The organism is Pseudomonas sp. BF-RE-25, from assembly GCF_019956105.1.
Lineage (GTDB): Bacteria > Pseudomonadota > Gammaproteobacteria > Pseudomonadales > Pseudomonadaceae > Aquipseudomonas > Aquipseudomonas migulae.
In genome coordinates, this window is sequence record NZ_JAHBDB010000055.1 from 20,033 (window position 1) to 44,347 (window position 24,315).

Annotated in this window: 20 protein-coding genes and 1 pseudogene; 12 read left to right on the forward strand and 9 right to left on the reverse strand. The window is 60.2% G+C overall.

Annotated elements, in window-relative coordinates:
• Position 1: 1 nt before the first annotated feature.
• Together lpdA and KGB24_RS22235 are read left to right on the forward strand one after the other, a co-directional pair.
• Positions 2-1,384 carry a dihydrolipoyl dehydrogenase gene (gene lpdA, locus KGB24_RS22230; RefSeq protein ID WP_192416574.1) on the forward strand — a complete coding sequence of 461 codons (1,383 nt, stop codon included), beginning with the start codon at positions 2-4 and terminating at the stop codon, positions 1,382-1,384.
• 212 nt (positions 1,385-1,596) lie between these two features.
• Entirely contained in the window at positions 1,597-2,616 is a 1,020-nt protein-coding gene (locus KGB24_RS22235; protein ID WP_008034076.1) for a branched-chain amino acid aminotransferase, read from the forward strand.
• 182 nt (positions 2,617-2,798) lie between these two features.
• Here KGB24_RS22235 and KGB24_RS22240 read toward each other — a convergent pair whose 3' ends face one another.
• Positions 2,799-3,629, reverse strand: coding sequence for an ArsR/SmtB family transcription factor (locus KGB24_RS22240; protein WP_223416319.1), 831 nt, complete (start codon positions 3,627-3,629; stop codon positions 2,799-2,801).
• A gap of 82 nt (positions 3,630-3,711) precedes the next feature.
• Here KGB24_RS22240 and KGB24_RS22245 point away from each other — a divergent pair, with 82 nt between their 5' ends.
• Complete coding sequence (locus tag KGB24_RS22245; RefSeq protein WP_223416318.1) at positions 3,712-4,824, forward strand: cytochrome P450; 1,113 nt, start codon at positions 3,712-3,714, stop codon at positions 4,822-4,824.
• Between the two features lie 116 nt (positions 4,825-4,940).
• Positions 4,941-5,972, forward strand: a complete 1,032-nt coding sequence (locus KGB24_RS22250) for a D-cysteine desulfhydrase family protein (RefSeq protein ID WP_223416317.1) — start codon at positions 4,941-4,943, stop codon at positions 5,970-5,972.
• Positions 5,973-6,107: 135 nt separating this feature from the next.
• On the opposite strand, the gene KGB24_RS22255 is transcribed toward KGB24_RS22250, so the two are convergent.
• Positions 6,108-6,446 (reverse strand): FKBP-type peptidyl-prolyl cis-trans isomerase, encoded by a 339-nt coding sequence (locus KGB24_RS22255; protein ID WP_032832522.1) that lies wholly within the window; start codon positions 6,444-6,446, stop codon positions 6,108-6,110.
• A 163-nt stretch (positions 6,447-6,609) separates the two neighbouring features.
• Between KGB24_RS22255 and KGB24_RS22260 the strand changes: the two genes are divergently transcribed.
• The 3 genes from KGB24_RS22260 (at position 6,610) to KGB24_RS22270 (ending at position 10,814) form a co-directional block, all read left to right on the forward strand.
• Positions 6,610-7,689, forward strand: a complete 1,080-nt coding sequence (locus KGB24_RS22260; RefSeq protein ID WP_008035634.1) for a sensor domain-containing diguanylate cyclase — start codon at positions 6,610-6,612, stop codon at positions 7,687-7,689.
• Between the two features lie 137 nt (positions 7,690-7,826).
• Entirely contained in the window at positions 7,827-9,635 is a 1,809-nt protein-coding gene (locus KGB24_RS22265; RefSeq protein ID WP_223416316.1) for a monovalent cation:proton antiporter-2 (CPA2) family protein, read from the forward strand.
• Between the two features lie 78 nt (positions 9,636-9,713).
• The gene (locus tag KGB24_RS22270; protein WP_223416315.1) at positions 9,714-10,814 is read left to right on the forward strand and encodes a DNA alkylation repair protein; all 1,101 of its coding nucleotides are present in this window, start codon (positions 9,714-9,716) and stop codon (positions 10,812-10,814) included.
• Between the two features lie 16 nt (positions 10,815-10,830).
• Here KGB24_RS22270 and KGB24_RS22275 read toward each other — a convergent pair.
• Positions 10,831-11,721, reverse strand: a pseudogene (locus KGB24_RS22275) (LysR family transcriptional regulator); the annotation flags it as partial.
• Between the two features lie 121 nt (positions 11,722-11,842).
• On the opposite strand from KGB24_RS22275, the gene KGB24_RS22280 reads away from it, so the two are divergent.
• The 3 genes from KGB24_RS22280 (at position 11,843) to KGB24_RS22290 (ending at position 16,344) form a co-directional block, all read left to right on the forward strand.
• Positions 11,843-13,489, forward strand: coding sequence for a GMC family oxidoreductase (locus tag KGB24_RS22280; RefSeq protein WP_223416313.1), 1,647 nt, complete (start codon positions 11,843-11,845; stop codon positions 13,487-13,489).
• Between the two features lie 291 nt (positions 13,490-13,780).
• Positions 13,781-15,403, forward strand: coding sequence for an MFS transporter (locus tag KGB24_RS22285; RefSeq protein WP_008032527.1), 1,623 nt, complete (start codon positions 13,781-13,783; stop codon positions 15,401-15,403).
• Between the two features lie 152 nt (positions 15,404-15,555).
• Complete coding sequence (locus KGB24_RS22290) at positions 15,556-16,344, forward strand: alpha/beta hydrolase (protein ID WP_223416312.1); 789 nt, start codon at positions 15,556-15,558, stop codon at positions 16,342-16,344.
• A 9-nt stretch (positions 16,345-16,353) separates the two neighbouring features.
• Here KGB24_RS22290 and KGB24_RS22295 read toward each other — a convergent pair whose 3' ends face one another.
• The 6 genes from KGB24_RS22295 to KGB24_RS22320 form a co-directional block, all read right to left on the reverse strand.
• Positions 16,354-16,683 (reverse strand): hypothetical protein, encoded by a 330-nt coding sequence (locus KGB24_RS22295; protein WP_008032532.1) that lies wholly within the window; start codon positions 16,681-16,683, stop codon positions 16,354-16,356.
• A gap of 201 nt (positions 16,684-16,884) precedes the next feature.
• Positions 16,885-17,925, reverse strand: a complete 1,041-nt coding sequence (locus KGB24_RS22300; RefSeq protein ID WP_223416311.1) for a GGDEF domain-containing protein — start codon at positions 17,923-17,925, stop codon at positions 16,885-16,887.
• A gap of 254 nt (positions 17,926-18,179) precedes the next feature.
• The gene (locus tag KGB24_RS22305; RefSeq protein WP_223416310.1) at positions 18,180-19,148 is read right to left on the reverse strand and encodes a nitrilase-related carbon-nitrogen hydrolase; all 969 of its coding nucleotides are present in this window, start codon (positions 19,146-19,148) and stop codon (positions 18,180-18,182) included.
• A 193-nt stretch (positions 19,149-19,341) separates the two neighbouring features.
• The gene (locus KGB24_RS22310; RefSeq protein WP_223416309.1) at positions 19,342-20,274 is read right to left on the reverse strand and encodes a GlxA family transcriptional regulator; all 933 of its coding nucleotides are present in this window, start codon (positions 20,272-20,274) and stop codon (positions 19,342-19,344) included.
• A 176-nt stretch (positions 20,275-20,450) separates the two neighbouring features.
• Positions 20,451-21,386, reverse strand: coding sequence for a phosphatase (locus tag KGB24_RS22315; protein ID WP_008024127.1), 936 nt, complete (start codon positions 21,384-21,386; stop codon positions 20,451-20,453).
• A 107-nt stretch (positions 21,387-21,493) separates the two neighbouring features.
• A complete protein-coding gene (locus KGB24_RS22320; RefSeq protein WP_223416308.1) occupies positions 21,494-22,114 on the reverse strand; it encodes a cell wall hydrolase in 621 nt (206 codons plus the stop codon).
• A 199-nt stretch (positions 22,115-22,313) separates the two neighbouring features.
• On the opposite strand from KGB24_RS22320, the gene KGB24_RS22325 reads away from it, so the two are divergent.
• Together KGB24_RS22325 and KGB24_RS22330 are read left to right on the forward strand one after the other, a co-directional pair.
• Entirely contained in the window at positions 22,314-23,165 is an 852-nt protein-coding gene (locus KGB24_RS22325; RefSeq protein WP_223416307.1) for a CAP domain-containing protein, read from the forward strand.
• A 250-nt stretch (positions 23,166-23,415) separates the two neighbouring features.
• A complete protein-coding gene (locus KGB24_RS22330) occupies positions 23,416-24,315 on the forward strand; it encodes a bestrophin family protein (protein WP_223416306.1) in 900 nt (299 codons plus the stop codon).

A 24,315-nucleotide genomic window follows, 5' to 3' on the forward strand; every position in this document is an offset into this window, starting at 1 on the left:
CATGCAGATTTTGAACACCACGCTGCTGATCATCGGCGGCGGCCCTGGCGGTTATGTGACGGCGATCCGTGCCGGTCAGCTGGGCATCTCGACCATTCTGGTGGAAGGCGAATCGTTGGGCGGTACTTGCCTGAACATCGGCTGCATCCCGTCGAAAGCGTTGATCCACGTTGCCGAGCAGTTCCACCAGACGCAGCACCACAGCAAACATTCTGCGTTGGGCATCAGCGTCTCGGCGCCGACCCTCGATATCAGCAAAAGCGTCGAGTGGAAGGACGGCATCGTTGATCGTCTGACCACTGGCGTTTCGGCGCTGCTGAAAAAGAACAAAATTCAGGTTATTCAAGGTTTTGCGAAAGTTATCGATGGTAAAACCGTAGAAGTCGGCGACACGCGTATTCAGTGCGAACACCTGGTGCTCGCCACCGGGTCGAAAAGCGTCAACCTGCCGATGCTGCCGATTGGCGGGCCGATCATTTCCTCAACCGAAGCCTTGGCACCAACATCGGTACCGAAACGGCTGGTGGTGGTGGGTGGCGGTTACATCGGTCTGGAACTGGGGATTGCCTATCGCAAGCTCGGCGCCGACGTCAGCGTGGTCGAGGCACAGGATCGCATCCTGCCGGCCTACGACGCTGAACTGACCCAGCCTGTTCATGATGAATTGAAAAAACTCGGCGTGAAGCTTTACTTGAAGCACAGCGTCCAAGGCTTTGATTCTAATAACAATACATTGCAGGTTCTGGAACCGAACGGCGAGACCCTGAACCTGGAAACCGATCAGGTGCTGGTTGCCGTTGGCCGCAAACCCAACACCCAGGGCTGGAACCTCGAAGCGCTGAATCTGGACATGAACGGCTCGGCGATCAAGATCGACAACCGTTGCCAGACCAGCATGCGCAACGTCTACGCCATCGGCGACCTCAGCGGTGAACCGATGCTTGCGCACCGGGCCATGGCTCAGGGCGAGATGGTGGCCGAACTGATCAGCGGTAAAACCCGCGAATTCAACCCGACGGCTATCGCTGCCGTGTGCTTCACCGACCCGGAACTGGTGGTGGTCGGCAAGACCCCGGACGAGGTCAAGGCGGCGGGTCTGGACTGCATCGTTTCAAGCTTCCCGTTCGCGGCCAATGGCCGGGCGATGACGCTGGAATCGAAAAGTGGCTTCGTGCGAGTGGTCGCTCGTCGGGACAATCACGTGATTGTTGGCTGGCAGGCCGTTGGCGTGGGTGTTTCGGAATTGTCGACCGCGTTTGGCCAAAGCCTGGAAATGGGCGCCCGACTGGAAGACATCGCCGGCACCATCCATGCGCATCCGACCTTGGGCGAAGCCGTCCAGGAAGCGGCGTTGCGGGCTCTTGGCCACGCGCTGCACCTGTAAAACAAAGCGTACGCCGAACCTGTAGGAGCCGGCTTGCCGGCGATGGCGGTATATCTGGCACACCGAGTCGTATCGATCGCCGGCAAGCCGGCTCCTACAAGGAATGCATTCCGGGCTGCGAATTGGGCCCGGAATGAAGTATTGTTGTCCCCATCCAAAAAACGTCAGAAGCCTTGAACCGTTTCGACGGTTGTTAAGTGATAGAGGGTGTCATGGGTAACGAAAGCATCAATTGGGACAAGCTGGGTTTTGATTACATCAAGACAGACAAGCGCTATCTGTCGCACTGGCGTAATGGCGAGTGGGACAAAGGCACCCTGACCGAAGACAATGTGCTGCACATCAGCGAAGGCTCGACTGCCCTTCACTATGGCCAGCAATGCTTCGAAGGCCTGAAGGCCTACCGTTGCAAGGACGGTTCGATCAACCTGTTCCGCCCGGACCAGAACGCCGCCCGCATGCAGCGCAGCTGTGCCCGCCTGCTGATGCCGCATGTGTCGACCGAGCAGTTCATCGAAGCGTGCAAGGAAGTGGTCCGCGCCAACGAGCGTTTCATCCCGCCTTACGGCACCGGCGGCGCGCTGTACTTGCGTCCGTTCGTGATCGGCGTGGGTGACAACATCGGCGTGCGTACCGCACCCGAGTTCATCTTTTCGATCTTCTGCATCCCGGTCGGCGCTTACTTCAAAGGTGGCCTGACTCCGCACAACTTCCTGATCTCCAGCTACGACCGTGCCGCCCCACAAGGCACCGGCGCAGCCAAGGTCGGTGGCAACTACGCCGCCAGCCTGATGCCTGGTTCCCAGGCCAAGAAGGCGCATTTTGCCGACTGCATCTACCTGGACCCGATGACCCACACCAAAATCGAGGAAGTCGGTTCGGCCAACTTCTTCGGGATCACCCACGACAACAAGTTCGTCACCCCGAACTCGCCGTCGGTACTGCCGGGCATCACCCGTCTGTCGTTGATCGAACTGGCCAAGACGCGTCTGGGCCTGGAAGTGGTTGAAGGTGACGTGTTCATCGACAAGCTGTCCGACTTCAAGGAAGCCGGCGCTTGCGGTACGGCTGCCGTGATCACCCCGATCGGCGGTATCAGCTACAACGACCACCTGCACGTGTTCCACAGCGAAACCGAGGTCGGCCCGGTCACCCAGAAGCTCTACAAAGAGCTGACTGGCGTGCAAACCGGTGAGATCGAAGCGCCAGCAGGCTGGATCGTCAAGGTTTGATCTGACCTCTGCTGCATCCAAGCCCCCCATCGTCTTGGCGATGGGGGGCTTTTTTTTTGGGGCTTTCACTGGCTTAGCCCGGTCCATTGTAGGAGCCAGCTTGCTGGCGATGGTCGTTAACGATAACGCGTACGGACTGGTTCACCGCGACGCACTTGAGCTCATCGCCAGCAAGCTGGCTCCTACAGGTTCTGTGTTTCCCGAGAATCCGTGTCAGGAACTCCGTTTGCCAGTGTGATCCGCTTGCCCCCCCTGCCCTTGATGCCGCTGGCCTGACCGGCCTGGGTGATCAATCCCGGAATCAGCGCGCCGACGGGCAGACTTTGCTTCAGGTCAAACCGGGCGCCGATTTCCTTGCGGCCCAACTCGGTCAACGTCAGCGCCCGGCTGTCCAGATCCTGCGTCACCCATTTGCGCTTGATCGCCGTTTGCAGCAACGCCGCGCCCAACGAACCACCCAGATGCGGTCGGCGCATGTTCCAGTCCAGGCACGGGCAGGCAAACCGTCGGCGCTGCGTGGTCAGGTCGTTGACTTCAATGCCCAGCCCTTCGAACAACGCCTCGCCGCTGTCACTCAGCCGATAAGCCAGCTCATCGGTTTCCAGCAACCAGCCTTTTTCCAGCAGCCGGTCATGCAGCAACACCGCCAGCGTGCCGGCCATGTGGTCGTAGCACGTGCGGGCAAATTGCAGACGGTCCGGGGTGCGTGGGTTGAACGTCGGCGCGGTGTTCTGGCCGATCACCATCAACGCTTCCAGCGCATGGGCCACGCGTTTGTCCGCGAGGCTGTAATAGCGATGACGCCCTTGAACATGCAGACGCAGCAGCGCCAGGTCCTTGAGTTTGGCCAGATGCGCGCTGGCAGTGGAAGCGCTGACTTCGGCAATCGCCGCCAACTCAGTGCTGGTGCGGGCGTGGCCATCCATCAAAGAACACAACATTCTGGTCCGGGCCGGTTCGGCAATGGCCGCCGCCACCTGTGAAACACCGAGGTCGTGTGGTTCTGCGTTCATATTTCGCTCCCGGACGAATCAAGCCCTTTTCGGACTGGAGATAGTAGCAACACTTCTCCCACCACGAACAAGGCTGCGACCCATGGACCCGATCATCGCTGCGACTCATGCCGATCCTTATCCTTATTACGCGCAACTGCGCGCTCAAGGCGGACTGGTTTTTCACCAGGGACTGAAACTGTGGGTGGCCAGTAGCGCCAAAGCGGTGGCGGCGGTGCTGGCGCATCCTGACTGTCACGTGCGGCCGACTCACGAACCCGTGCCCAAGGCCATTGCCAGTGGCATGGCCGGCAAGGTCTTCAGTCAGTTGATGCGGATGAACGAGGGCGAACGCCAGCGTTGCCCAAGATCGGCGATCCAGCCGGGGCTGGCGCTTATTGACGGGGAGGAAGTCAACGCGTTGGTCGGCGCGCGGCTGCTCAGCCCCGACGCCGAAGGGCTGCACAAGGCAATGTTCCTTGGCCCGGTGTGTGTTGTGGCGGCGTTGCTGGGGTTTTCGCCCGCACAGGCTCGGGTGATCAGCGAGCTGACCGGGGATTTCGTCGCGTGCCTGTCGCCCCTCAGCGCTCAGGCACACCTGGACGCTGCCCATGCGGCGGCGGAACAGTTGCGCGGTTATTTCATTGAGTTGCTGGACGACCCGGACAATCAAAGCGCCCTTCTTGCCGGTATCCGCCAGCGGTTTTCGGCAACCTCCGACGACAGCGAAGCCCTGACTGCCAACCTCATCGGCCTGTTCTCCCAAACCTATGAAGCCACCGCCGGGCTGATCGGCAGTGCGTTACTGGCGTTGATTCGACATCCGCAGTGGCTGAACGATTCGATCAACATTGACGCCCTGCTGGCCGAAGTCCAGCGCTTCGATCCGCCGGTACAGAACACCCGTCGCTTCGTCGCCGCATCCTGTGAAATCGAGGGTATGAACTTCAATGCGGGCGATGTGATCCTGGTGATGCTGGCGTCGGCAAATCGCGATCCGCAGTTCAATGAGCAGCCTGATGCATTCATGCTCGAACGCCCGCAGCGACGCAGTTTCACCTTCGGAGCCGGTCGTCATCAATGCCCGGGGCAGGTGCTGGCCATGTGTATCGCCAGCGCCACGCTGGCGCAGATTCTGGCATTGAAACCCGCGCTGGAGCGATTGACCTGGCGCTACCGCCCTTCCTTGAATGGCCGAATCCCGCTGTTCTCGTGAAGTGCATGTCTGCACATTTGTTACATCAGGTTAAGGGTGTAATGACTGGCAATGCGTTTATCGCGAGTGACTTTCTCCCTAGAGTCACTCTGATAAACGTCAGCGAGACGCCATCGATGCAAACCCAACTGGACAAAGCCCTGAGCGCTTTTGCGCGAGCAGACCTTCTGCAAGGCCCCACGCCCATTCAACGAGCCGAACGCCTCGAACAGCTGTTGGGCCTGGGGACGCGAGGAATTCGCCTGTTTCTCAAGCGCGACGATCATATGGTGCTCGGCGGTGGCGGCAACAAACTGCGCAAACTCGAATTCCATATTGGTGCGGCGCAGCAGGCCGGCATTGATACGGTCATTACCGTCGGCGGCGTGCAGTCCAACCATGCACGCCTGACCGCCGCAGCCTGCGCACGTTTAGGCATCGCCTGCGAATTGATCCTGACGCGCTCGGTCCCCAAGACTGATGTGGATTACGAACTCAACGGCAATGTGCTGCTCGACCAATTGTTTGGCGCGCAACTGCAAGTGCTGGCGGGAGGCACCGACTCGCTCGCCCGGGCCGAGGCTCGCGCGGCGCAACTTCGGGACGCGGGGCACAAGGTGCTGGTGATTCCCATGGGCGGTTCAACGCCCCTCGGCAGTCTCGGTTATGCGCGTTGCGCCGCAGAAATCACCCAGCAGGAGACGGCACTCGGCCTGGCCTTCAATCAGATCGTGGTGCCCAACGGCAGCGCCGGCACCCACGCCGGGCTCGCGGCCGGCTTCCAGTTGCTGGACCGAGGGGCCTCGATGGTCAAGTCTTATTCGGTGTTGTCGGATCGGGAATCGTCAGCGAACCGTACCCTGAATTTGACTCAGGATACGCTGGCATTACTCGGCGGCAATACCAGCGTACGACCCGAAGAGATCGTCGTTGACGGCAGTCAGTTGGGCGAAGGTTACGGTCTGCCTACCGAAGCCATGCAAGACGCCGTGCGACTGATGGCTCGCGCCGAAGGTTTGTTGATCGACCCGGTGTACTCCGGCAAGGCGTTTGCCGGCCTGGTGGCGGATCTCAAGCAAGAACGTTTTCGCGCCGGGGACAACGTGCTGTTTGTGATGACGGGCGGGACACCGGGGTTGTATGCGTACCGGGAGACGTTTCAGGGTTAGCCCCAATTCGCCGAACGCCTGATCGACCGCGTTATCGTTCATCGCTGGCAAGCCGGCTCCTACAACACCCTTTGTAGGAGCCGGCTTGCCGGCGATGGCGTTATGACAAACGACACATCCCCACTGACGCGCCAATCAATCATCCCGCGTCAAAACTTCCAGCAATTCAATCTCGAAAATCAGGTTCGAATTCGGCGGGATCGCCCCCATCGTGCGCTCGCCATAGCCCAGATGCGCCGGCACCAGCAATTTGCGCTTGCCACCGACCTGCATCCCCATGATCCCCTGATCCCAGCCCTTGATCACGCGTCCGGTGCCGATCACGCACTGGAAAGGTTTGCCCCGGCTGTAGGAAGAATCGAACTCGCTACCGTCTTCCAGCCAGCCACGATACTGGGTGGTGATCAGCGCACCTTTGACGGCAGCTTTGCCGTCGCCCGCTTCAAGATCGATTACCTGCAGTTCATCATTCATCATGTTCACTCTATTGTTCACTCGCCCAATTGGACGTAACGGCGCCGTTTTCCCAGAAACGTGCGCGATTGGCAACCCATACGGCCTGTTTCTACCATTAGGCGTGAACTAAGATATGCAGCACCTACCATAGGAATCAAAACGCCATGACGGCAACCTCTGCATGATTCATGTCTGGACCGGCGCAGCCATTTGCGCGTTGCTGCTTGCCTTGATTATCGCGCTGATCTGTCGCGAGCGTTCGCTGCGAAAGCAGCTCGACGAATATCGCGTGCTCATCACCCATCTGTCCGAACGACAAAACATCCATCAGGACAGCGACGCCGAACGCTTCAAACGCAGCCAGTATTTCGCCCGCATCGGCACCTGGGACTGGGATGTCGACACCGATCGGCTCTACTGGTCGGACGCGATTTACGGCATGTTCGGCTTCAAGATCGGCGAAGTGACGCCCTCCTACGCCTTGTTTTGCGCCTGCGTGCATCCCGACGACCGGGTCAGGGTGCGGGCCGGTGAGCTGCGTTGCCTTGAAACCGGCGAGAACCATGACGAGGAATACCGGGTCATCTGGCCCGACGGCACCATCCGCTGGTTGCGCGAGACCGGCAACGTGGTGAAAAACAACCACGATGAAACGATCAAGATGATGGGCGTGGTCCGCGACATCACCGAGGAAAAAGCCTCCGCCAGTTACCTGCAGCACCTGGCCCATTTCGACCCGTTGACCGGCCTGCCCAACCGGCTGGTGCTCGAAGAGCGTTTGTCCGAGGCGCTGGAACAAGCCCGTATCACCGCCACCCGAGTAGCGCTGGTGTTCGTCGACCTCAATGGTTTCAAGGCCATCAACGACCGCTATGGCCATGCCGCCGGCGACCGCGTACTCGTCACCACCGCCACGCGCCTGAAGCGAATCCTGCGCTCAACCGACACCGTCGCCCGCATCGGTGGCGACGAATTCGTGGTCATCCTCCAGGGCCTGCCGCAAGGCGGCAGTTTGCAAGACGAAGCCCGCAACATCTGCCAGAAAATCTTCGTCGAACTCTCTCCCCCCGTCACCATCGGCAACGACCAGCGCCACATCGGCACCAGCTTGGGCGTCGCGGTGTTCCCGGACCATGCGCCGAGCATGGACCGGCTGATTCATATTGCGGACCTGGCGATGTATGCGGCCAAACGCAGCGGGAATAATCAGTATCGGCTGGGTGAGCAGGGGTTGAGCCACAGTCGTGTCGAATCAACCTGATCGGACTTCGAGTGCACTGAAACAGTCCCGATTGTTGCACTCGCGCCATTCATACAATCATTGCAGGCCTGGCTTGCGCCCGTCGTCTCAGCCTTTATCCTTGTACCCCCCGCCGTACCGAGTTCTGGAGTTTCCCCATGCCCCATGAAGGCAACCTGTTGCAAGCCGCTGTCGTGTTCCTGTTCGCGGCGGTGCTCACCGTCCCCTTAGCCAAGCGCCTGCAATTGGGGGCGGTGCTGGGTTATCTGTTTGCCGGGGTGATCATCGGGCCGTCGGTGCTGGGGCTGATCGGCAACCCGCAAAGCGTCAGTCATATTTCCGAACTCGGCGTGGTGTTGCTGCTGTTTATCATCGGCCTGGAGCTGTCGCCGCGACGCTTGTGGGTGATGCGCAAATCGGTGTTTGGCGTCGGTCTCGCGCAGGTGCTGCTGACCGGGTCGGTGATTGGCGTGGTGGCGCTGTTCGTGTTTGGCCAGCCGTTGAACAGCGCGATTGTGCTGGGACTGGGCCTGGCACTGTCCTCCACGGCCTTCGGCCTGCAAAGCCTGGCCGAACGCAAGGAATTGACCAGCCCCCATGGGCGTCTGGCATTCGCGATTCTGCTGTTCCAGGACATCGCAGCGATCCCGCTGATCGCCATGGTGCCGTTGCTGGCGGGCGGTGATCACACCACCACCGCGACTGAGGATTTGAACCACGGCTTGCGCGTTTTGGGCAGCATCGCCGTGGTGGTGATCGGCGGACGGTATCTGCTGCGGCCGGTGTTCCGTGTGGTGGCCCGCACCGGTCTGCCGGAGGTTTCCACCGCCACTGCGTTGCTGGTGGTGATCGGCACGGCGTGGCTGATGGATCTGGTCGGCGTATCGATGGCGCTAGGGGCGTTCCTCGCCGGTTTGCTGCTGGCGGATTCCGAATACCGCCACGAACTGGAAGCGCAGATCGAACCGTTCAAGGGTCTGCTGCTGGGGCTGTTTTTCATCAGCGTCGGCATGGGCGCGAATCTCAGCCTGCTGCTCAGCGCACCGATCACGGTGCTGGGCCTGACCCTGTTGCTGATCGCCATCAAGCTGCCGCTGCTGTTTGTCGTGGGACGACTGGCTGGCGGTTTGGGCAAGGTCAGTGCGATTCGCCTCGGCATCGTACTGGCGGCGGGCGGTGAGTTTGCGTTTGTGGTGTTCAAGATCGGCCGCGACCAGAATTTGTTCGAACCGCGCCTGTACGATCTGCTGGTGCTGACCATCACCCTGTCCATGGCGGTGACGCCGTTGTTGCTGCTGATCTGCGCGCGACTGGTCAGCCCCAAGGTGCAGCCGGTGGTGGTGCCGGAGAAATTCCGCGAGATCGACACCGACGAGCCGCGTGTGGTGATTGCCGGCATGGGCCGGATGGGGCAAATCGTCGCCCGTATCCTGCGCGCGCAGAACATCAAGTTCGTCGCCCTCGACACCTCGGTGGAAACCATCGAACTGTCGCGCAGCTTTGGCGGCGTGCCGGTGTTCTACGGCGACCCGATGCGCCCGGAAATCCTCAGCGCGGCCAAGATCGAGCACGCGGAATACTTCATCATCGCCACCGACGACCCGGACACCAACATCAAGACCGCCGAGGTCGTGCACCGGCTGTACCCGCACATCAAGATCATCGCCCGCGCCCGTAACCGTCAGCATGTGCACCGGTTGGTGGACCTGGGGGCCGAGGCGATTCGGGAAACCTATTATTCGAGCCTGGAAATGAGCCGGCGCACGCTGGTGGGATTGGGCCTGACCCAAGCGCAGGCAGATGCGCGGATCAAGCGTTTCCAGCATCACGACGAGCAAGTGCTGGAAGCACAGCATGCGGTGTATGACGATGCGGCGAAGGTGTTGCAGACCGCGCAGGAAGCCAGGGCGGAACTGGCGAAGCTGTTTGAGTCGGATCAGCTTGAAGAACAATCCGCCAAGACTTGAGGACCTCATCGCGGGCTTGCCAGCGATGAACGATAACGCGGTGCATCTGGATAAATACTCATGTCAAAGGAATCCACCATGGCTGCCGACCAACCCGCCCCCGCCCTGAAGGAAATCTTCAACGCCGAGCGCCTCAAGCACATCGCTACCGAGATGACCGCGGTCTACCCCGACTTCAATGCCAAAGCCTTCCTGAAACTGGCCAACGACGGGCTGGCCGAGCTGTCGATCATGCAGCGCATGGCCCGGGTCAGCGAATCTCTGCACGCGGTGCTGCCGCTGGGTTTTGACGAGTCGCTGGAGGTATTGCGCGCCCTCGCCCCGCGCCTGAACAGCGGTTTCGTCAGCATCTCGCTGCCGCATTACGTCGCGACTTACGGCGCCCATGCTTTCGAGCCGTCCATGGCTGCGCTCAAATACTTCACCACATTCGGCTCTGCTGAATTCGCGATCCGCTATTTCCTGCGCAGTGACCTCAAGCGCGCGTTGGCCGTGATGCACGATTGGTCGCTGGATGAAAACGAACATCTCCGGCGCCTGGCCAGCGAAGGCTGTCGCCCGCGCCTGCCGTGGTCATTTCGCCTGGAACAGATTCAGGCCGACCCGAGCCTCGCCGCCGCGATCCTCGACAACCTCAAGGCGGACGCCAGCCTTTACGTGCGCAAGTCGGTGGCCAACCACCTCAACGACATCACCAAGGACCATCCCGAGTGGGTGCTGGACCTGATCGAAGGCTGGTCGCTGGAGAACAGGCATACCGCATGGATCGCCAGACATGCACTACGCAGCCTGATCAAACAGGGCAACCAGCGGGCGCTGGCGATCATCGGCGCGGGCGGCAAGCCCGAGGTCGAAATCATTGATGTGAACGTTGAACCGGCCGTGATTGGCCTGGGGGAGAAAATCACCTTGTCCTTCAGCGTTAAATCCACGGTCGAGGATAGTCAGCGCCTGGTGATCGACTACGCCATCGATTACGTCAAAGCCAATGGCAGCACCTCGGCGAAGGTGTTCAAGCTCAAGGCATTGACGCTGCCCGGCCATGCGACCGCCCTCCTCAGCCGTGGTCAGCACATCAAGGAACTGACGACGCGCCGACATTACGCAGGCAAACATGCAGTGCACATCCTGGTGAACGGCGAACGCCTCGCCAGCACGGCCTTCGAAATCCTCCCCTGAACACGCGATCCCCTGTAGGAGCCGGGCCTCGCAGTAGATCCTGTTCTCGCTCACACAACTCCACCACGTAATCCCACAACACCCGCAACCGCACGGACTTGTGCAGCTCGCGACGGGTGCTGATCCAGTAGCTGCGCTGGATGCTTTCATCCGGCAACAGCGGCACCAGCTGCGGATCGGCGCTGGCCATGTAGCACGGCAGCACCGCAATCCCCAGCCCCGAGCGCGCCGCCTGTTGCTGGGCGATCACGCTGGTGCTGTGGAACACCACCTGCGGATTGCGGCAGAAGCTGTTGAGGAACATCAATTCCTGACTGAACAGCAAGTCGTCGACATAGCCAATCCACGCGTGGCGCCCGAGGTCTTCGCGGCTGCGCAACGGTGGCGCCCTGTCGAGGTAAGCCTGGCTGGCATACAGCGCCAGGCGATAGTCAGTGAGTTTGCGCGTGACCAGCATGTCGGCTGCGGGGCGTTCGAGGTGGATGCTGATTTCCGCTTCGCGGTTGAGGATGCTGACAAATCGCGGCACCGCCACCAGCTCCACTTCCAGCCCCGGATAGCGCTCGAACAAACCGTTCATGCGACTGGCGAGGAACATGATGCCCAGGCCCTCGGTCACCCCCACGCGAATCTTGCCCAGCGGCGCCGTCGATTGGGTGATCTCTTCCTGGGCCAGCAAGGCGACGTTCTCCATCGCTTCGGCGTGTTTGAGCAACGCTTCACCCGCTGGCGTCAATTCATAACCCTGGGCGTGCTGGACGAACAGCGCCGTGCCGAGGCTTTTTTCGATGGCCTCGATGTGCCGGGCCACGGTGGCGTGGGTGGTGTTCAAACGGCGGGCAGCGGTGAGCAAACGCCCGCTGCGCTGCAATTCAAGAAAAAACCGCAGGTCATTCCAATCGAACATGAACCGTCCTTAGGGATACGCTGTTTAAAAACGCACAGCGGCTGCGCAAAAACTAACATTCTTTTGACGAAAGCTAACAACTAGGATGATCGACAACAAGAACAACAATACGAGGTCAGGGATGCAGACTTCCCTTGATGAATACGATTACATCGTGGTCGGGGCCGGGCCGGCGGGATGTTTGCTGGCCAATCGATTGTCGACCAACCCGCAACACCGGGTCCTGCTGCTCGAAGCCGGCGGCCGCGATAACTACGCATGGATTCACATCCCCGTGGGTTACCTGTTCTGCATCGGCAACCCGCGCACCGACTGGTGCTTCAAGACCGAAGCGCAAGCAGGCCTGCAAGGTCGCGCCCTGAGTTACCCGCGCGGCAAAGTGCTCGGCGGTTGCTCCTCAATCAACGGCATGATCTACATGCGCGGCCAGGCCGGCGACTACGATGGTTGGGCAGCCGATGGCAATCCCGGCTGGCGTTGGGACGATGTGCTGCCGCTGTTCAAGAAAAGCGAAAATCATTTTGCCGGCGATTCCGAATTTCACGGCGCCGCCGGGGAATGGCGGATCGAGCGCCAGCGACTGTCCTGGCCGATTCTCGATGCGTTCCGCAGCGCGGCCGAACAAAGCGGCATCGCCAGCATCGATGACTTCAATCAGGGCGACAACGAAGGCTGCGGCTACTTTCAGGTCAATCAGAAGGCCGGGATTCGCTGGAACGCGGCCAAGGCATTTCTCAAACCGGTCCGCCATCGTCCCAATCTCACCGTGCTGACCGACGTTGAAGTCGACCGCGTGCTCCTGGAAAACGGCCGTGCAGCGGCGGTCAGCGCACGCTGGCAGGGTCAGGCGAAAACCTTCAAGGCGCGCAAGGAAATCGTCCTTTGCGCGGGTGCCGTCGGTTCGCCGAGCATCTTGCAACGCTCCGGCATCGGCCCTCGCCCGCTCCTGGAAAAACTGGGTATCGGTGTGGCCCATGAGCTGCCCGGTGTGGGCGGCAACTTGCAGGATCACCTGCAACTGCGGCTGATCTACAAACTGCAAAACGCGCGCACCCTGAACCAGATCGCCGGCAGTGTGTGGGGCAAGATCGGCATGGGGCTGCGTTATCTGTATGACCGCAGTGGCCCGCTGTCCATGGCGCCGAGTCAGCTCGGTGCGTTTGCCCGCTCGGGGCCGGAGCAGACTTCGGCGAACCTCGAATACCACGTGCAGCCGCTGTCGCTGGAGCGCTTCGGCGAGCCGTTGCATGCCTTCCCGGCCTTCACGGCGTCGGTCTGCGATCTGCGTCCGCAAAGCCGTGGGCGAATCGACATTCGCTCGGTCAACCTGCAGGACGCGCCGCTGATTCAACCCAATTACCTGAGCCATCCGGAAGATTTACGCGTCGCCGCCGATGCGATCCGCCTGACCCGGCGCATCGTTTCCGCGCCTGCCCTGCAAGCGTTCAAACCGGTGGAATACCTGCCCGGTGACAGTTTGCAGAGCGAAGAACAACTGCACGAAGCCGCCGCGCGAATTGGTACGACGATTTTCCATCCGGTCGGTACGTGCCGCATGGGCAACGACGGGGACGCGGTGGTCGATGCCGAATTGAAAGTCCACGGCATCCCCGGCCTGCGCATCGCCGACGCCTCGATCATGCCGCGCATCACCTCGGGCAACACCTGTTCGCCGACGCTGATGATTGCCGAAAAGGCCGCACAACTCATCCTCAACCCCGCCACAAGGAGCCTGACCTCACCGATGGAACTGGTGACCAATGCCTGACCTCCAAACACAAAACCTGTAGGAGCCAGCTTGCTGGCGAAAGCGGCGGATCAATCAACATCGATGTCGCCTGAGACACCGCTTTCGCCAGCGAGCTGGCTCCTACAAGGGTTGTAGGTGGGGCACAAGAAATATGAACGACAAAGATCAACTGCAGGAGCTGGCTTGCCAGCGATAGCGGCGGATCAATCAACATCGATGTCACCCGATGCACGGACAGTAGCGGCACCCGCCCACAAGGCCGGTGCCGACAGTGGAACAACAAAAACAATCACTGTGAGGGATACCGATATGTCAGAACACGTTCAATCTCTGGAAATCACGCGCAGCACCGATGCCAGCCGTGACACCCGCAAAGTCATCTTCGCTTCGTCACTGGGAACGGTGTTCGAGTGGTACGACTTTTTCCTCTACGGCGCCCTCGCGGCGGTGATCAGCAAACAGTTTTTCGCCGGGGTCAACGACACCACCGCGTTCATTTTTGCACTGATGGCATTCGCCGCCGGCTTTATCGTGCGGCCCTTCGGTGCGCTGGTGTTCGGGCGGCTGGGAGACATGATCGGGCGCAAATACACCTTCCTCGCCACCATCGTCCTCATGGGGGTCGCGACGTTTTGCGTCGGGTTGCTGCCGACTTACGCGAGCATCGGCATCGCCGCGCCGATCATCCTCGTGGTGCTGCGCATGCTTCAGGGCCTGGCCCTGGGCGGTGAGTACGGCGGCGCTGCGACCTATGTCGCCGAACACGCGCCCATCGGCAAACGCGGATTCCACACCAGCTGGATTCAGTCCACCGCGACCCTCGGCCTACTGCTGTCGTTGCTCGTGGTGCTGGGTTGCCGCTACTTCACCGGTGATCAGTTCGAAGTCTGGGGCTGGCGGATTCCGTTTCTGTTTTCCATCGTGCTGCTGGGCATCTCGACCTGGATTCGCCTGAGCCTGCACGAATCGCCTGCGTTCGTGAAAATGAAAGAGGAAGGCAAACTCTGCAAATCGCCACTGCGTGACTCCTTCGGCAAATGGGAAAACCTCAAGGTCGTGCTGATCGCGCTGTTCAGCATCAACGCCGGGCAAGCGGTGACGTTTTATGCGGCGCAGTTCTACGTGCTGTTCTTCCTCACACAGTTCCTGAAAATGGACCCGGCCCTGGCCAACAGCCTGCTGATCGTCAGCGTGATCATCGGCGCGCCGTTCTTCATTTTCTTCGGTTGGCTGTCGGACAAGGTCGGGCGCAAACCGGTGCTGATGATCGGCCTGTTGCTGGCCACCGCGCTGTACTTCCCGATCTTCAAGACCCTGGCTCATTACGCCAACCCGGCGATCGACCAGGCCAGCCGTCAGGCACCGATTACCGTACTGGCCGACCCGGCGACCTGCACCTTCCAGTTTGATCCGGTGGGCAAGGCGAAATTTGACAGCCCGTGCGACAAGGTCAAAACCTTCCTGGTGAAACAGGGCCTGCCCTACAGCAGCGAAGCGGCCCCGGCCGGCAGCGGCGTACAGGTCAGCGTTGGTGACGTGAGGCTTGAAGGCTTTGACGAAGCGGCCCTGCGGGGTGCGGTGACCCTGGCCGGGTATCCGTCAAAAGCCGACGTCCAGTTGATCAACAAACCGATGATCGTGGCGCTGATCGTCGCGCTGATCATCATCTCGGCCATGTGCTACGGGCCGCTGGCGGCGTTGATGGTCGAGCTGTTTCCGACGCGCATTCGCTATACCTCGATGTCCCTGCCGTATCACATCGGCAACGGTTGGTTTGGCGGGTTCTTGCCGACGGTGTCGTTCGCGTTGGTGGTGTACACCGGGGACATTTTCTATGGGCTTTGGTACCCGGTGGTGATTACTGCGGTGAGCCTGGTGGTGGGGATGATCTGTCTGCGTGAGACCAAGAACGTGGATCTGGATACTAACTGAGGGTTGGTTGGTGTTTGGGCGGTTGGGGGCATGTCCGTTGCTGCGGTAACGGATATGCCCCCTCAAAAACCACACCACCAAGGGGCCCGCCGTGATTCAACTACACTCTGAAAGCGATCAAGCCGTCGCGGTCGTCAGGCCCAGAGCAGTCAATGCCACCCACTCACGTTAGCCGAATGTCGCGCACCCTGATGTATCTCGTCGTCATCGTTACCGCGTTGTACCTGGCGCTTTGCGTCGCGCTGTTCGTGTTCCAGCGAGCCCTGATCTACTTCCCGCAACCCGCCGCGCTTGGGGCGCCCGAAACGCTGCTCACGCTATCGGTGGCGGACGCGCAGGTGCAGGTCACCGTCAAACCGCACGACGGGCCAAATGCACTGATTTATTTTGGTGGAAATGCCGAGGACGTTTCGCGCAACCTGCCCGTGTTTTCCCAGGTATTCCCCGACCATGCCCTGTACTTGCTGCACTACCGGGGCTTCGGTGGCAGCACCGGCTCACCTTCCGAAGAGGCGATTTCCCGCGATGCCCTGACCTTGTTCGACAAAGTCTACGACACCCATCCCCACATCGCCGTGGTCGGCCGCAGCCTGGGCTCCGGCGTCGCCGTACGCCTCGCCAGCCAGCGCCCGGCCTCCCGACTGATCCTGATCACGCCCTACAACAGCCTTGAAGACCTCGCCGTCCGCCAGTTCCCGATATTCCCGGTGAAGTGGCTGCTGCAGGACAAGTTCGAATCGTGGAAATACGCCGAGCACATCTCGATACCGACGCTGTTGCTCGCGGCCGGGCAGGATGAAGTCATCCCGCCCTCCAGCACAGAAAAACTCTACGGGCATTTCACCAAAGGTGTGGCGACCCTGAAGGTTATTCCTGGCGTGGGGCACAATTCGATCTCCGACAGCCCGGAGTATCTGAAGCTGATGGAGGATGGGTTGTAGCTCACTCGGTCATTTACGCGCCAACTTAAAGCGCACGCAATCTTCGTAGAAACTCTGGCGCAGTGCCGCAGGTTTGATCCGCGACGGGCTGTCGTAGGTTTGCTCGGTAATACCCATGGCCGTCATGCGCATCCACGGTTTGCTGAACTTGTAGGTCTGTAATTTCTGGCGGGCGGCGTACAGCGAAACGCCGGCCAGTTTGAGTTCCTGGGCTCTGGCTGCAGTGCCCGCGCCCCAGCTGCACATATACCGGTCATTGGCTTGAAGGTCTTTGGCCTGGGCGGAGACGGCGATGCCCGCCAGGCCTAACGAAATCAGCTTAATCCATACATTGCGCATTTAAAGCCAGCCCTAACCACCTGAAATTAAAGTGATTCTGTCTGTAACTTTCGGGCTTCGGGGCCAGCAAATTGCCTTATTTCAAAACTTCTCGGTTTTCCCGTGACCCGCTTGAGTCCGATAACGCCGACCAGGATGACGACGATGCACAAACCCCGCAGCAAATAGATCGGGCCGGCGGCTTGAAAGGCGTTTCAGCGCTTAACGATGCACCCGGTTCCGCCCAGCGCGCTTGGCCTGGTAGAGCGCATCATCGGCGCGGGTCAGGAGGCTGTCCATATTCTCGCCGGGTTGCGCGAAAGCCACGCCAAAGGACGCCGTGATTGTATCGAGCACCTTGCCATCAACCCGCGCCTTGATCCGCAACGATTGTACTTTCACCCGCAGTTGCTCAGCAAAAACAGCGGCACTCGCCAGGTCGGCGCAGTGTTGCAGAATCACGCAGAACTCTTCACCACCGTAACGCGCCGCCGTGGCGTGGGGTGGCAACGAACTGCGCAACACCTGCCCGACATGCTGCAGCACTCGGTCGCCCAACGGGTGACCGTACTGATCATTGAATTGCTTGAAGTGGTCGATATCCAGCATGACCAGCGCGACGCCCTGGGACTCATTGCTCAGCGCCTGCTCCAGCAAACGGGTAAAAGCGGTACGGTTGAGCAATTCGGTCAGGCCATCGAGCGTGGCCGCCAGTTGTGCACGCTCAAGCTTGCTGCGCAGGCTCTTGATCTCACTCTGGGCCGAGTGCAGTTGGGAGAGGAACTGTTCCTGCTGACTGTGCATCAGTTGGGTGCTTTGTTGCAGCTCACTCAAAATGCCCGGCAAGCGCTCATTGACGGGCGACTCGAGCATTTCCAGGCAACGTCCCAGACTGCTCTGAAAGTTGAGATTGCCCTCGACGCTGCGCGAAACGTCGCGCTGCATGTCGTCCACCAGATTGATCGCCTGTTGCTGCCCGGCGCGAGCCTCTTCCAGCTCGTCGCGAATGATGTAGTCGCGGAAAAGCCGGGTGGCGGATTCCGGTGGGAAGCAATCGAAGTCTTTGACCACCCGGTCCAGATGACGATTGAGTTCGGGGTCCAGACCTTTGCTGTAGGTGTACCACAGCGCGTAATGCACCGGATTGGGTGGAATGTTGTGACGAACCATCAGCGGAATGGCTTGTTTGAGCAGCGCCGCGGCCTCGCGGGAATCTTCCGGATACAGCGCAAGGGCAGTCGCACGCGTCTCTGATTGGCTCATGACTTCACTGTGGTTGTTAATGATAGGCAAATGCAAAACGTTGCGAGCATAACCATACGCATGACAAACGGCCATCCCCCTGTGTATTGCCGTGCCATTCGGGTTGATTCAGGTCAGTTTTATGGCCGGCATTGGCGCCCCCCCAGCGGCAATGCCTTGAGCAACGTGTCAGCCTTTGCGACCGAGTCGACGGTCATCAGAAAGATCACCCGGCGGTCAGGGCTTGAGCGTTCCGATGACCATGACTTTCATGATCACACCTCTTCCGCTTGCGCAGTGACGGCCAGCTTCGGCTGCAAGTTGCGCTCATGCACATGGCGATGCGGTGTGCGGTCGATGTTCAGGCTGAGGATTTCCGGACGGCTGTAGTGGCCGCGACCATCCATCTGACGCTTGCGCATTTCGATCTGGAACAAGTCGATGTCGGCTATGACTTCGCCTTCACCTTCGGTCAGTGCGCCGACGACTTCACCTTGCGGATCGATGATCGCGGTGTAGCAACCACCGGAGATCGGACCAATGCCGCAACCGGTGTCCGCCATGATTTTCGCCTGCTGTTCCGGGTACAACCAGGCCGTCGAGTTCACCACGAAACACGCCGATTCCAGCGCGTGCATGCGGATGCTGACTTCCATCTGGCGGGTGAACCGCTCACCGGCGAACGAACCGGGGTACATCGAGGCGTGAATCTGTTCGCCATCCTCGATCAAGGCGTAACGCGCCAGCGGATTGTAGTGTTCCCAGCACGCCAGTTGACCAATGCGGCCAACAGCGCTGTCGGTTGCGCGCAGGCCGGAACCATCGCCCATGCCCCAGATCATGCGCTCATGATAGGTCGGTGAAATCTTGCGACGGGCCTGAATCAGGGTGCCGTCTGCATCGAACAGCAATTGCGTGTTGTAGAGAGTACTGCCATCGCGCTCGTTGACGCCGATGGACACCACCATGTTCGCGTCCTTGGCGGCTTTGCCAATGGCATCGGTGGTCGCGGAAGGCACGACGACAGCCTGATCGAGCAATTTGTAGTGCTCGGAGCCCATTTCGAACGGCGCCTGCACAAAGGAAAAGTATGGGTAGTACGGCACGATGGTTTCCGGGAAAACGGCGAACTGCACGCCTTTCTCGCCGAGTTCACGGATCTTGTCGACGACCTTTTCTACAGTACCTTCACGGCTGTAGAGCACAGGTGCGATCTGGACGGCAGCGGCTTTGACGATGGTCATGGCGGTGATCTCAGTGGGGAATGGGCTTCAACGAGATCGAGATTACGCCAATAATATTTTGGCTCAAATGTCGAATACACCACCTTTTAAGCCACGCAAGTGACTTACCGACGATGGCGTTTTCGAAATCGCCATCGCCAGCAAGCCGGCTCCTACAGATTACGCGGAGGTTCGGAATTGTGGTTCACGCAAGTCAGCCTCGATTCGCACGCTGGATGACTTGCGGAGGTTGACCAAAGGCGCGAATAAACGCCCGGCGCATCCGCTCGCGATCACCAAAACCGGTCTCTGTCGCCACCACATCGATGGCGTGCCGGCCGGTTTCCATCATCAGTCGCGCGGCCTCCACCCGCAGGTTTTCAATGGCCTTGGCGGGTGATTGACCGGTTTCGGCATGGAAGACGCGACTGAACTGTCGCGGGCTGAGGTGGGCGGCACTGGCCAGTTCCTCGACCGACAGCTCGGACTTCAAATGCTGCTTGGCATAGGTCAACGCGGCTTGAATGCGGTCAGTCTTGGGCTCGAGTTCAAGCATCACCGAAAACTGCGACTGCCCGCCCGCGCGTCGGTGGTACACCACCAATTGCCGGGCCACCCGCCGCGCCACTTCTGCACCGAGGTCACTTTCCACGAGCGCCAATGCAAGATCGACACAGGCACTCATACCGGCAGCGGTCCAGACGTTGCCGTCGTTGATGAAGATCCGGTCCTCCTCCACCTTCACCTTCGGGTAGGCCCGCTGCAGCGCCGGTGCATGGCACCAGTGCGTGGTCGCTCGGCGGCCATCGAGCAGACCGGCCTCGGCCAGCGCGATGGCCCCAGTGCAGATCGAGCCGACCCGGCGAGAGCTCTGACTGGCGCTGCGCAGAAACGCCACCATGCCCGATGAAACCGGACGGATCAGGTTGTCGCCCATCACCAGCAGCGTGTCGAACGAGCGCTGATCGAACGCGGTGGTTTCCACGCCGAAGCCGGCGGAGGTCTGCACCGTCCCGCCGTGTTCCGACAACAAGGTGAGGCTGTACACCGGCTCGTCGGCGGCGCCGTTGGCCATTTCGAACGCCGCGCACATGGCCAGGCCCAGCACCTGGAATTCGGGGTAAACGATGAGGCCGATCTCGTGCATAACGCCAATTCCTGATGACCGTAAAGGAGGCTTGATAGCTTTTCAGGCCATCGAATTTTCACTGTACGCCATGATCAGGTCTACACCTAACGGAAAGCCGTTAGCCGGCAACACGAGGCTCTGCCGTGGTCGATGCGTTGAACTATGCGAAGTTATGGAGGGATCGCGGCTGGCACTCAGTGCCGGGACATCAACCCATGCAGCACACCGAACCGCAAACCGGGCTCGGACGGTGTCATGTGCGAGACGCCGAAGACTTTGAACGCTGCCAGCATCAGCACCAGCCCACCGGGCAGGATGCTCAGGCGGTGACTTTGCAGGCCCGCGAGCCTGAGTTGATTGACGTGCCCCACTTCCAGCAGGCGCAGCGACAGGCGCAACAGGCCGCTGTAGGTAATGCCGCTCTGGCCTTCGTCGTTCAAACCGTTGGCCTTGAGCACTTTGGCGAGCATCCGTGCGGTGCCTGATGAGCCGATCACCTGCTGCCAGCCCAGCGAGCGATAACGGCGCGCCACGCGTTCGAATTGCAGGGTGGCGACACGCTCGGCTTCCAGCAGCGCCGGGGCGGTGATGCGCCCACCTTGAAAATAACGCGCACCAAAGGTGCCGCTGCCGATGGCAATGCTCTCGGTCAACAGCGGCTGCGCGCCCTGCCCGAGGATCAATTCCGTGGAGCCGCCACCGACGTCGATCACCAGCCGTTTGCGTTCCGTACCGGGAACCGTGTGAGCCACACCGGCGTAAACCAGCCGCGCTTCTTCATGCCCGGAGATCACGTCGATGCGAAATCCCAGATGCCGCTCTGCGCTGGCCAGGAATAATTGCGCATTGTCGGCTTCACGCACGGCGCTGGTCGCCACCGCCCGCACACGACCGGGCTCAAAGCCGCGTAACTTTTTGCCAAATCGCGCGAGTGCCTGCCATCCGCGATCCAGTGCCATTTCGTCCAGCGCACCGCCCTGAAAACCCTCCGCCAGACGCACCGGCTCGCGCAGGGTTTTCACTTCCTGGATCACCAGTTGCTGATTCCGCTTGACCGACTGGCCGATCATCATGCGAAACGCATTGGAACCCAGGTCGATGGCCGCAAACAGGGAGGCATCTCCTTTCATTGAGGTATTCCTTGCAAATTCATCTGTCAGCAGACCCAGGCCCGCTGAACGTTCAAGACGGTTTGCAAGAATTTTTACATGGGTTCGATGACATCCAGATGACATCGCTAATGGGCCTCTCCACCCTTGGGCTTATAGAAGAGAAACATGCTGGTCTCGGTGGTCTTGATGTATTCGCCGGCCCAATCGGGGTTCACGTTGCGGTCGTGAAAATACATCGCCCCGTTGGTGCGATCGTTGAGCTGCTTGTTGAGTGCCTTGCGCGCGATTTCCTTGGCGATCATGTATTGGGTTTCTTCCTGGACCTGATCGGAACGCCCGTCACACCACCAGGAAAACTGGCAATTCTTGGTTTCAGAACCTTGTTTGACCACCGCGCACACCGTGTCCGGAAAGCCCTCATGGCCCAGGCGATTCATCACCACGCTGGCCACGGCTTCCATGTCGGCGGAGGATTTGCCCTTGGCTTCCCAATAAATGGAGCGCGCCAGGCAGGTGATTGCATCGTCCAGCGGCGACGCGCCTGCCGGGTCGACCGCCTGCACTTCGGAGGTGGTAATCGCTTCGGACTTGGGCACCGGCACATCGGCCCCCTTCTCCGCCGCTTTCTGTTCCAACACTTCGGCCTTGTTTTCGGCCGCTTCCTTTTTTTGTTCCTGTTCAGTCGCCGATGCCTGGCCGCCGAGTAGCGTGATTGCAAAGCAGGTTGCTATCCAAATCAAGCGCATGATCGACCCTTCTGAGTGGACTGGATTCAAGCATCAAACTGTCGACGCTGAGCGCCCTGGCCGGCGACATCGCTTGATTGTAGTTGCCCGTTTTCATTTCGACAGATGGCCGACAACCTGTATTTCGGAGCGAAAAGGCATTGCGCTCACAGGGGTGAAATCGCGCATCATGGGCGCAGTCCGAACAAGGGAGATTTCCATGCGTGTCCTGCCACCCGTTTTGCGTCTTGCCACGTTGTCGCTGGGGCTGTTGTTCGCCATGAATGCGCTGGCGACCGACGAGAAACAACTGATCGACTCGATCAACGATTACCGCAGCCAGAACCAGCGGTGCGCAGGCCAGGTCTCGTCGGAACTGCCGCCGCTGGCGGGTGATCCACGGCTGGCGTTGTCCGCCACCAGCATCGGCAATCTGCAACAGGCCATGGTCGCCGCGAATTATCCGATGAAGAACGTGCAGGCGATCAGCCTGTCCGGGCCGCGCGATGCGGCGGCGGCGATGAAAGCGATCCAGGAGAGCTTTTGCCAGATAGTGCTCGATCCGCAATTCGTCGACATCGGCGTGAGCCGCCAGGACCGTGAATGGCGCATCGTGGTGGCCCGTCCATTGTTGAGTGCGCGCCTGGGCGACTGGCAGACGGAAGGCCAGAAGCTGCTCGCCGAACTCAACGTCGCCCGCAGCCGTCCACGTCAGTGCGGCACGCAATCCTTTGCCGCCGCCACGCCGTTGACCTGGAACGCCACACTGGCGACAGCCGCCGAGACGCATGCGCGGTCCATGGCCAACAACAATTACTTCGATCACAAGGACCGCGACGGTCGCACGCCGGGTGACCGGGCAGAACTGGCGGGTTACAGCGGCCAGCAGATCGGCGAGAACATCGCCGCCGGGCAAGACAGTGTGCGCAAGCTCGTCGATGGCTGGGTCGCCAGCCCCGGTCACTGCGCGAACCTGATGAACCCGCAGTATCACGAGCTGGGCGCGGCGTATGCGGTGGACCCGAAGAGCGATTCGGGGATTTACTGGACAGTGATGTTCGGTTCGCCGTAAACCGCATCTCCTGTAGGAGCGAGCCTGCTCGCGATGGACGTAAACGATGACGTGTTCTTCCTGAATGAACGCGGCGCCCTGAAGTCCATCGCGAGCAGGCTCGCTCCTACAGATACAGATCCGCGTTTGGCGTTGTCATAGACTCTGTCAATCAACTGGTCATCTAAAGTGATTGGACGCCCCGGCCCGTTGCTTCTAGCCTGCGCGCACTCATTTCGTGAACAGCGCCCTCCGACACAGGCAAAGCACCATGATCGTCCGCCCCAAACCCAATCTGATCAACATCCTCACTTCGCTCAAGGGCTCGATCGCCAGAAAAATTGCGCTGCGTTGCCTGATGGTCACGCTGCTGGCGTCCATCATCGTGCTCGTGGAAAGCCTGCACCCCAACTACTTCGCCAAAGTGAACGCGACGCCGTTCACCTTGCTCGGCCTGTCGCTATCGATTTTCATGAGCTTTCGCAACAACGCCTGTTATGACCGCTGGTACGAAGCCCGTAAAGCCTGGGGCGAAATGATCGTCGCGATCCGTTCGATGATCCGCGAAACCCAAGTGATCAAGGACGCGCACGTGCGGCAGAACATCCTGCGCAACCTTTGCGGGTTCGCCCACGCGTTGAACGCAAAATTGCACGGCAAGCGCGAACTGGACGCGGCTGGTGAATGGCTTGAGCCGAGGCCGGACGACAACGCGCCGGACATCAGCGGGCGCATTCTCAACCATGTCGGTGAGCAATGTTCAGCACTCGGCGAGTCCGAAGCCATCAGTGAGTTTCGCTATACGATCATGGCCAACCACCTGACGAGCCTGAGCCGTTCGCAAGCGGCCTGCGAACGGATCAAGCACACGCCACTGCCCTTCGCCTACACCCTGCTGCTGCACCGCACGACCTACCTTTTCTGCCTCTTGCTGCCCTTCGCCATGGCAGAGTCGCTGGGCTGGCTGACACCGGTTTTCACCGCCATTGTCAGCTACACGTTCTTCGGCCTGGATGCGATTGGCGATGAACTGGAGGACCCGTTCGGGCGTGACGAAAACGATCTGCCGACCCATGCGATGGTGCGCAACATCGAGCGCGAAATCCTCGCGGCACTGGGTGAAACACAACTTCCTCCGGCCCTTGAACCCGTCGATTTCGTGTTGAGCTGA

Bases quoted from the DNA above. Each gene is read 5' to 3' on its own strand.
- KGB24_RS22330 (WP_223416306.1), top strand. From the start codon at position 23,416: ATGATCGTCCGCCCCAAACCCAATCTGATCAACATCCTCACTTCGCTC.
- KGB24_RS22270 (WP_223416315.1), top strand. From the start codon at position 9,714: ATGGCTGCCGACCAACCCGCCCCCGCCCTGAAGGAAATCTTCAACGCC.
- KGB24_RS22315 (WP_008024127.1), bottom strand. From the start codon at position 21,386: ATGAAAGGAGATGCCTCCCTGTTTGCGGCCATCGACCTGGGTTCCAAT.
- KGB24_RS22265 (WP_223416316.1), top strand. From the start codon at position 7,827: ATGCCCCATGAAGGCAACCTGTTGCAAGCCGCTGTCGTGTTCCTGTTC.
- KGB24_RS22240 (WP_223416319.1), bottom strand. From the start codon at position 3,629: ATGAACGCAGAACCACACGACCTCGGTGTTTCACAGGTGGCGGCGGCC.
- KGB24_RS22245 (WP_223416318.1), top strand. From the start codon at position 3,712: ATGGACCCGATCATCGCTGCGACTCATGCCGATCCTTATCCTTATTAC.
- lpdA (WP_192416574.1), top strand. From the start codon at position 2: ATGCAGATTTTGAACACCACGCTGCTGATCATCGGCGGCGGCCCTGGC.
- KGB24_RS22325 (WP_223416307.1), top strand. From the start codon at position 22,314: ATGCGTGTCCTGCCACCCGTTTTGCGTCTTGCCACGTTGTCGCTGGGG.
- KGB24_RS22280 (WP_223416313.1), top strand. From the start codon at position 11,843: ATGCAGACTTCCCTTGATGAATACGATTACATCGTGGTCGGGGCCGGG.
- KGB24_RS22285 (WP_008032527.1), top strand. From the start codon at position 13,781: ATGTCAGAACACGTTCAATCTCTGGAAATCACGCGCAGCACCGATGCC.
- KGB24_RS22310 (WP_223416309.1), bottom strand. From the start codon at position 20,274: ATGCACGAGATCGGCCTCATCGTTTACCCCGAATTCCAGGTGCTGGGC.
- KGB24_RS22295 (WP_008032532.1), bottom strand. From the start codon at position 16,683: ATGCGCAATGTATGGATTAAGCTGATTTCGTTAGGCCTGGCGGGCATC.
- KGB24_RS22305 (WP_223416310.1), bottom strand. From the start codon at position 19,148: ATGACCATCGTCAAAGCCGCTGCCGTCCAGATCGCACCTGTGCTCTAC.
- KGB24_RS22235 (WP_008034076.1), top strand. From the start codon at position 1,597: ATGGGTAACGAAAGCATCAATTGGGACAAGCTGGGTTTTGATTACATC.
- KGB24_RS22300 (WP_223416311.1), bottom strand. From the start codon at position 17,925: ATGAGCCAATCAGAGACGCGTGCGACTGCCCTTGCGCTGTATCCGGAA.
- KGB24_RS22255 (WP_032832522.1), bottom strand. From the start codon at position 6,446: ATGAATGATGAACTGCAGGTAATCGATCTTGAAGCGGGCGACGGCAAA.
- KGB24_RS22290 (WP_223416312.1), top strand. From the start codon at position 15,556: ATGCCACCCACTCACGTTAGCCGAATGTCGCGCACCCTGATGTATCTC.
- KGB24_RS22320 (WP_223416308.1), bottom strand. From the start codon at position 22,114: ATGCGCTTGATTTGGATAGCAACCTGCTTTGCAATCACGCTACTCGGC.
- KGB24_RS22250 (WP_223416317.1), top strand. From the start codon at position 4,941: ATGCAAACCCAACTGGACAAAGCCCTGAGCGCTTTTGCGCGAGCAGAC.
- KGB24_RS22260 (WP_008035634.1), top strand. From the start codon at position 6,610: ATGATTCATGTCTGGACCGGCGCAGCCATTTGCGCGTTGCTGCTTGCC.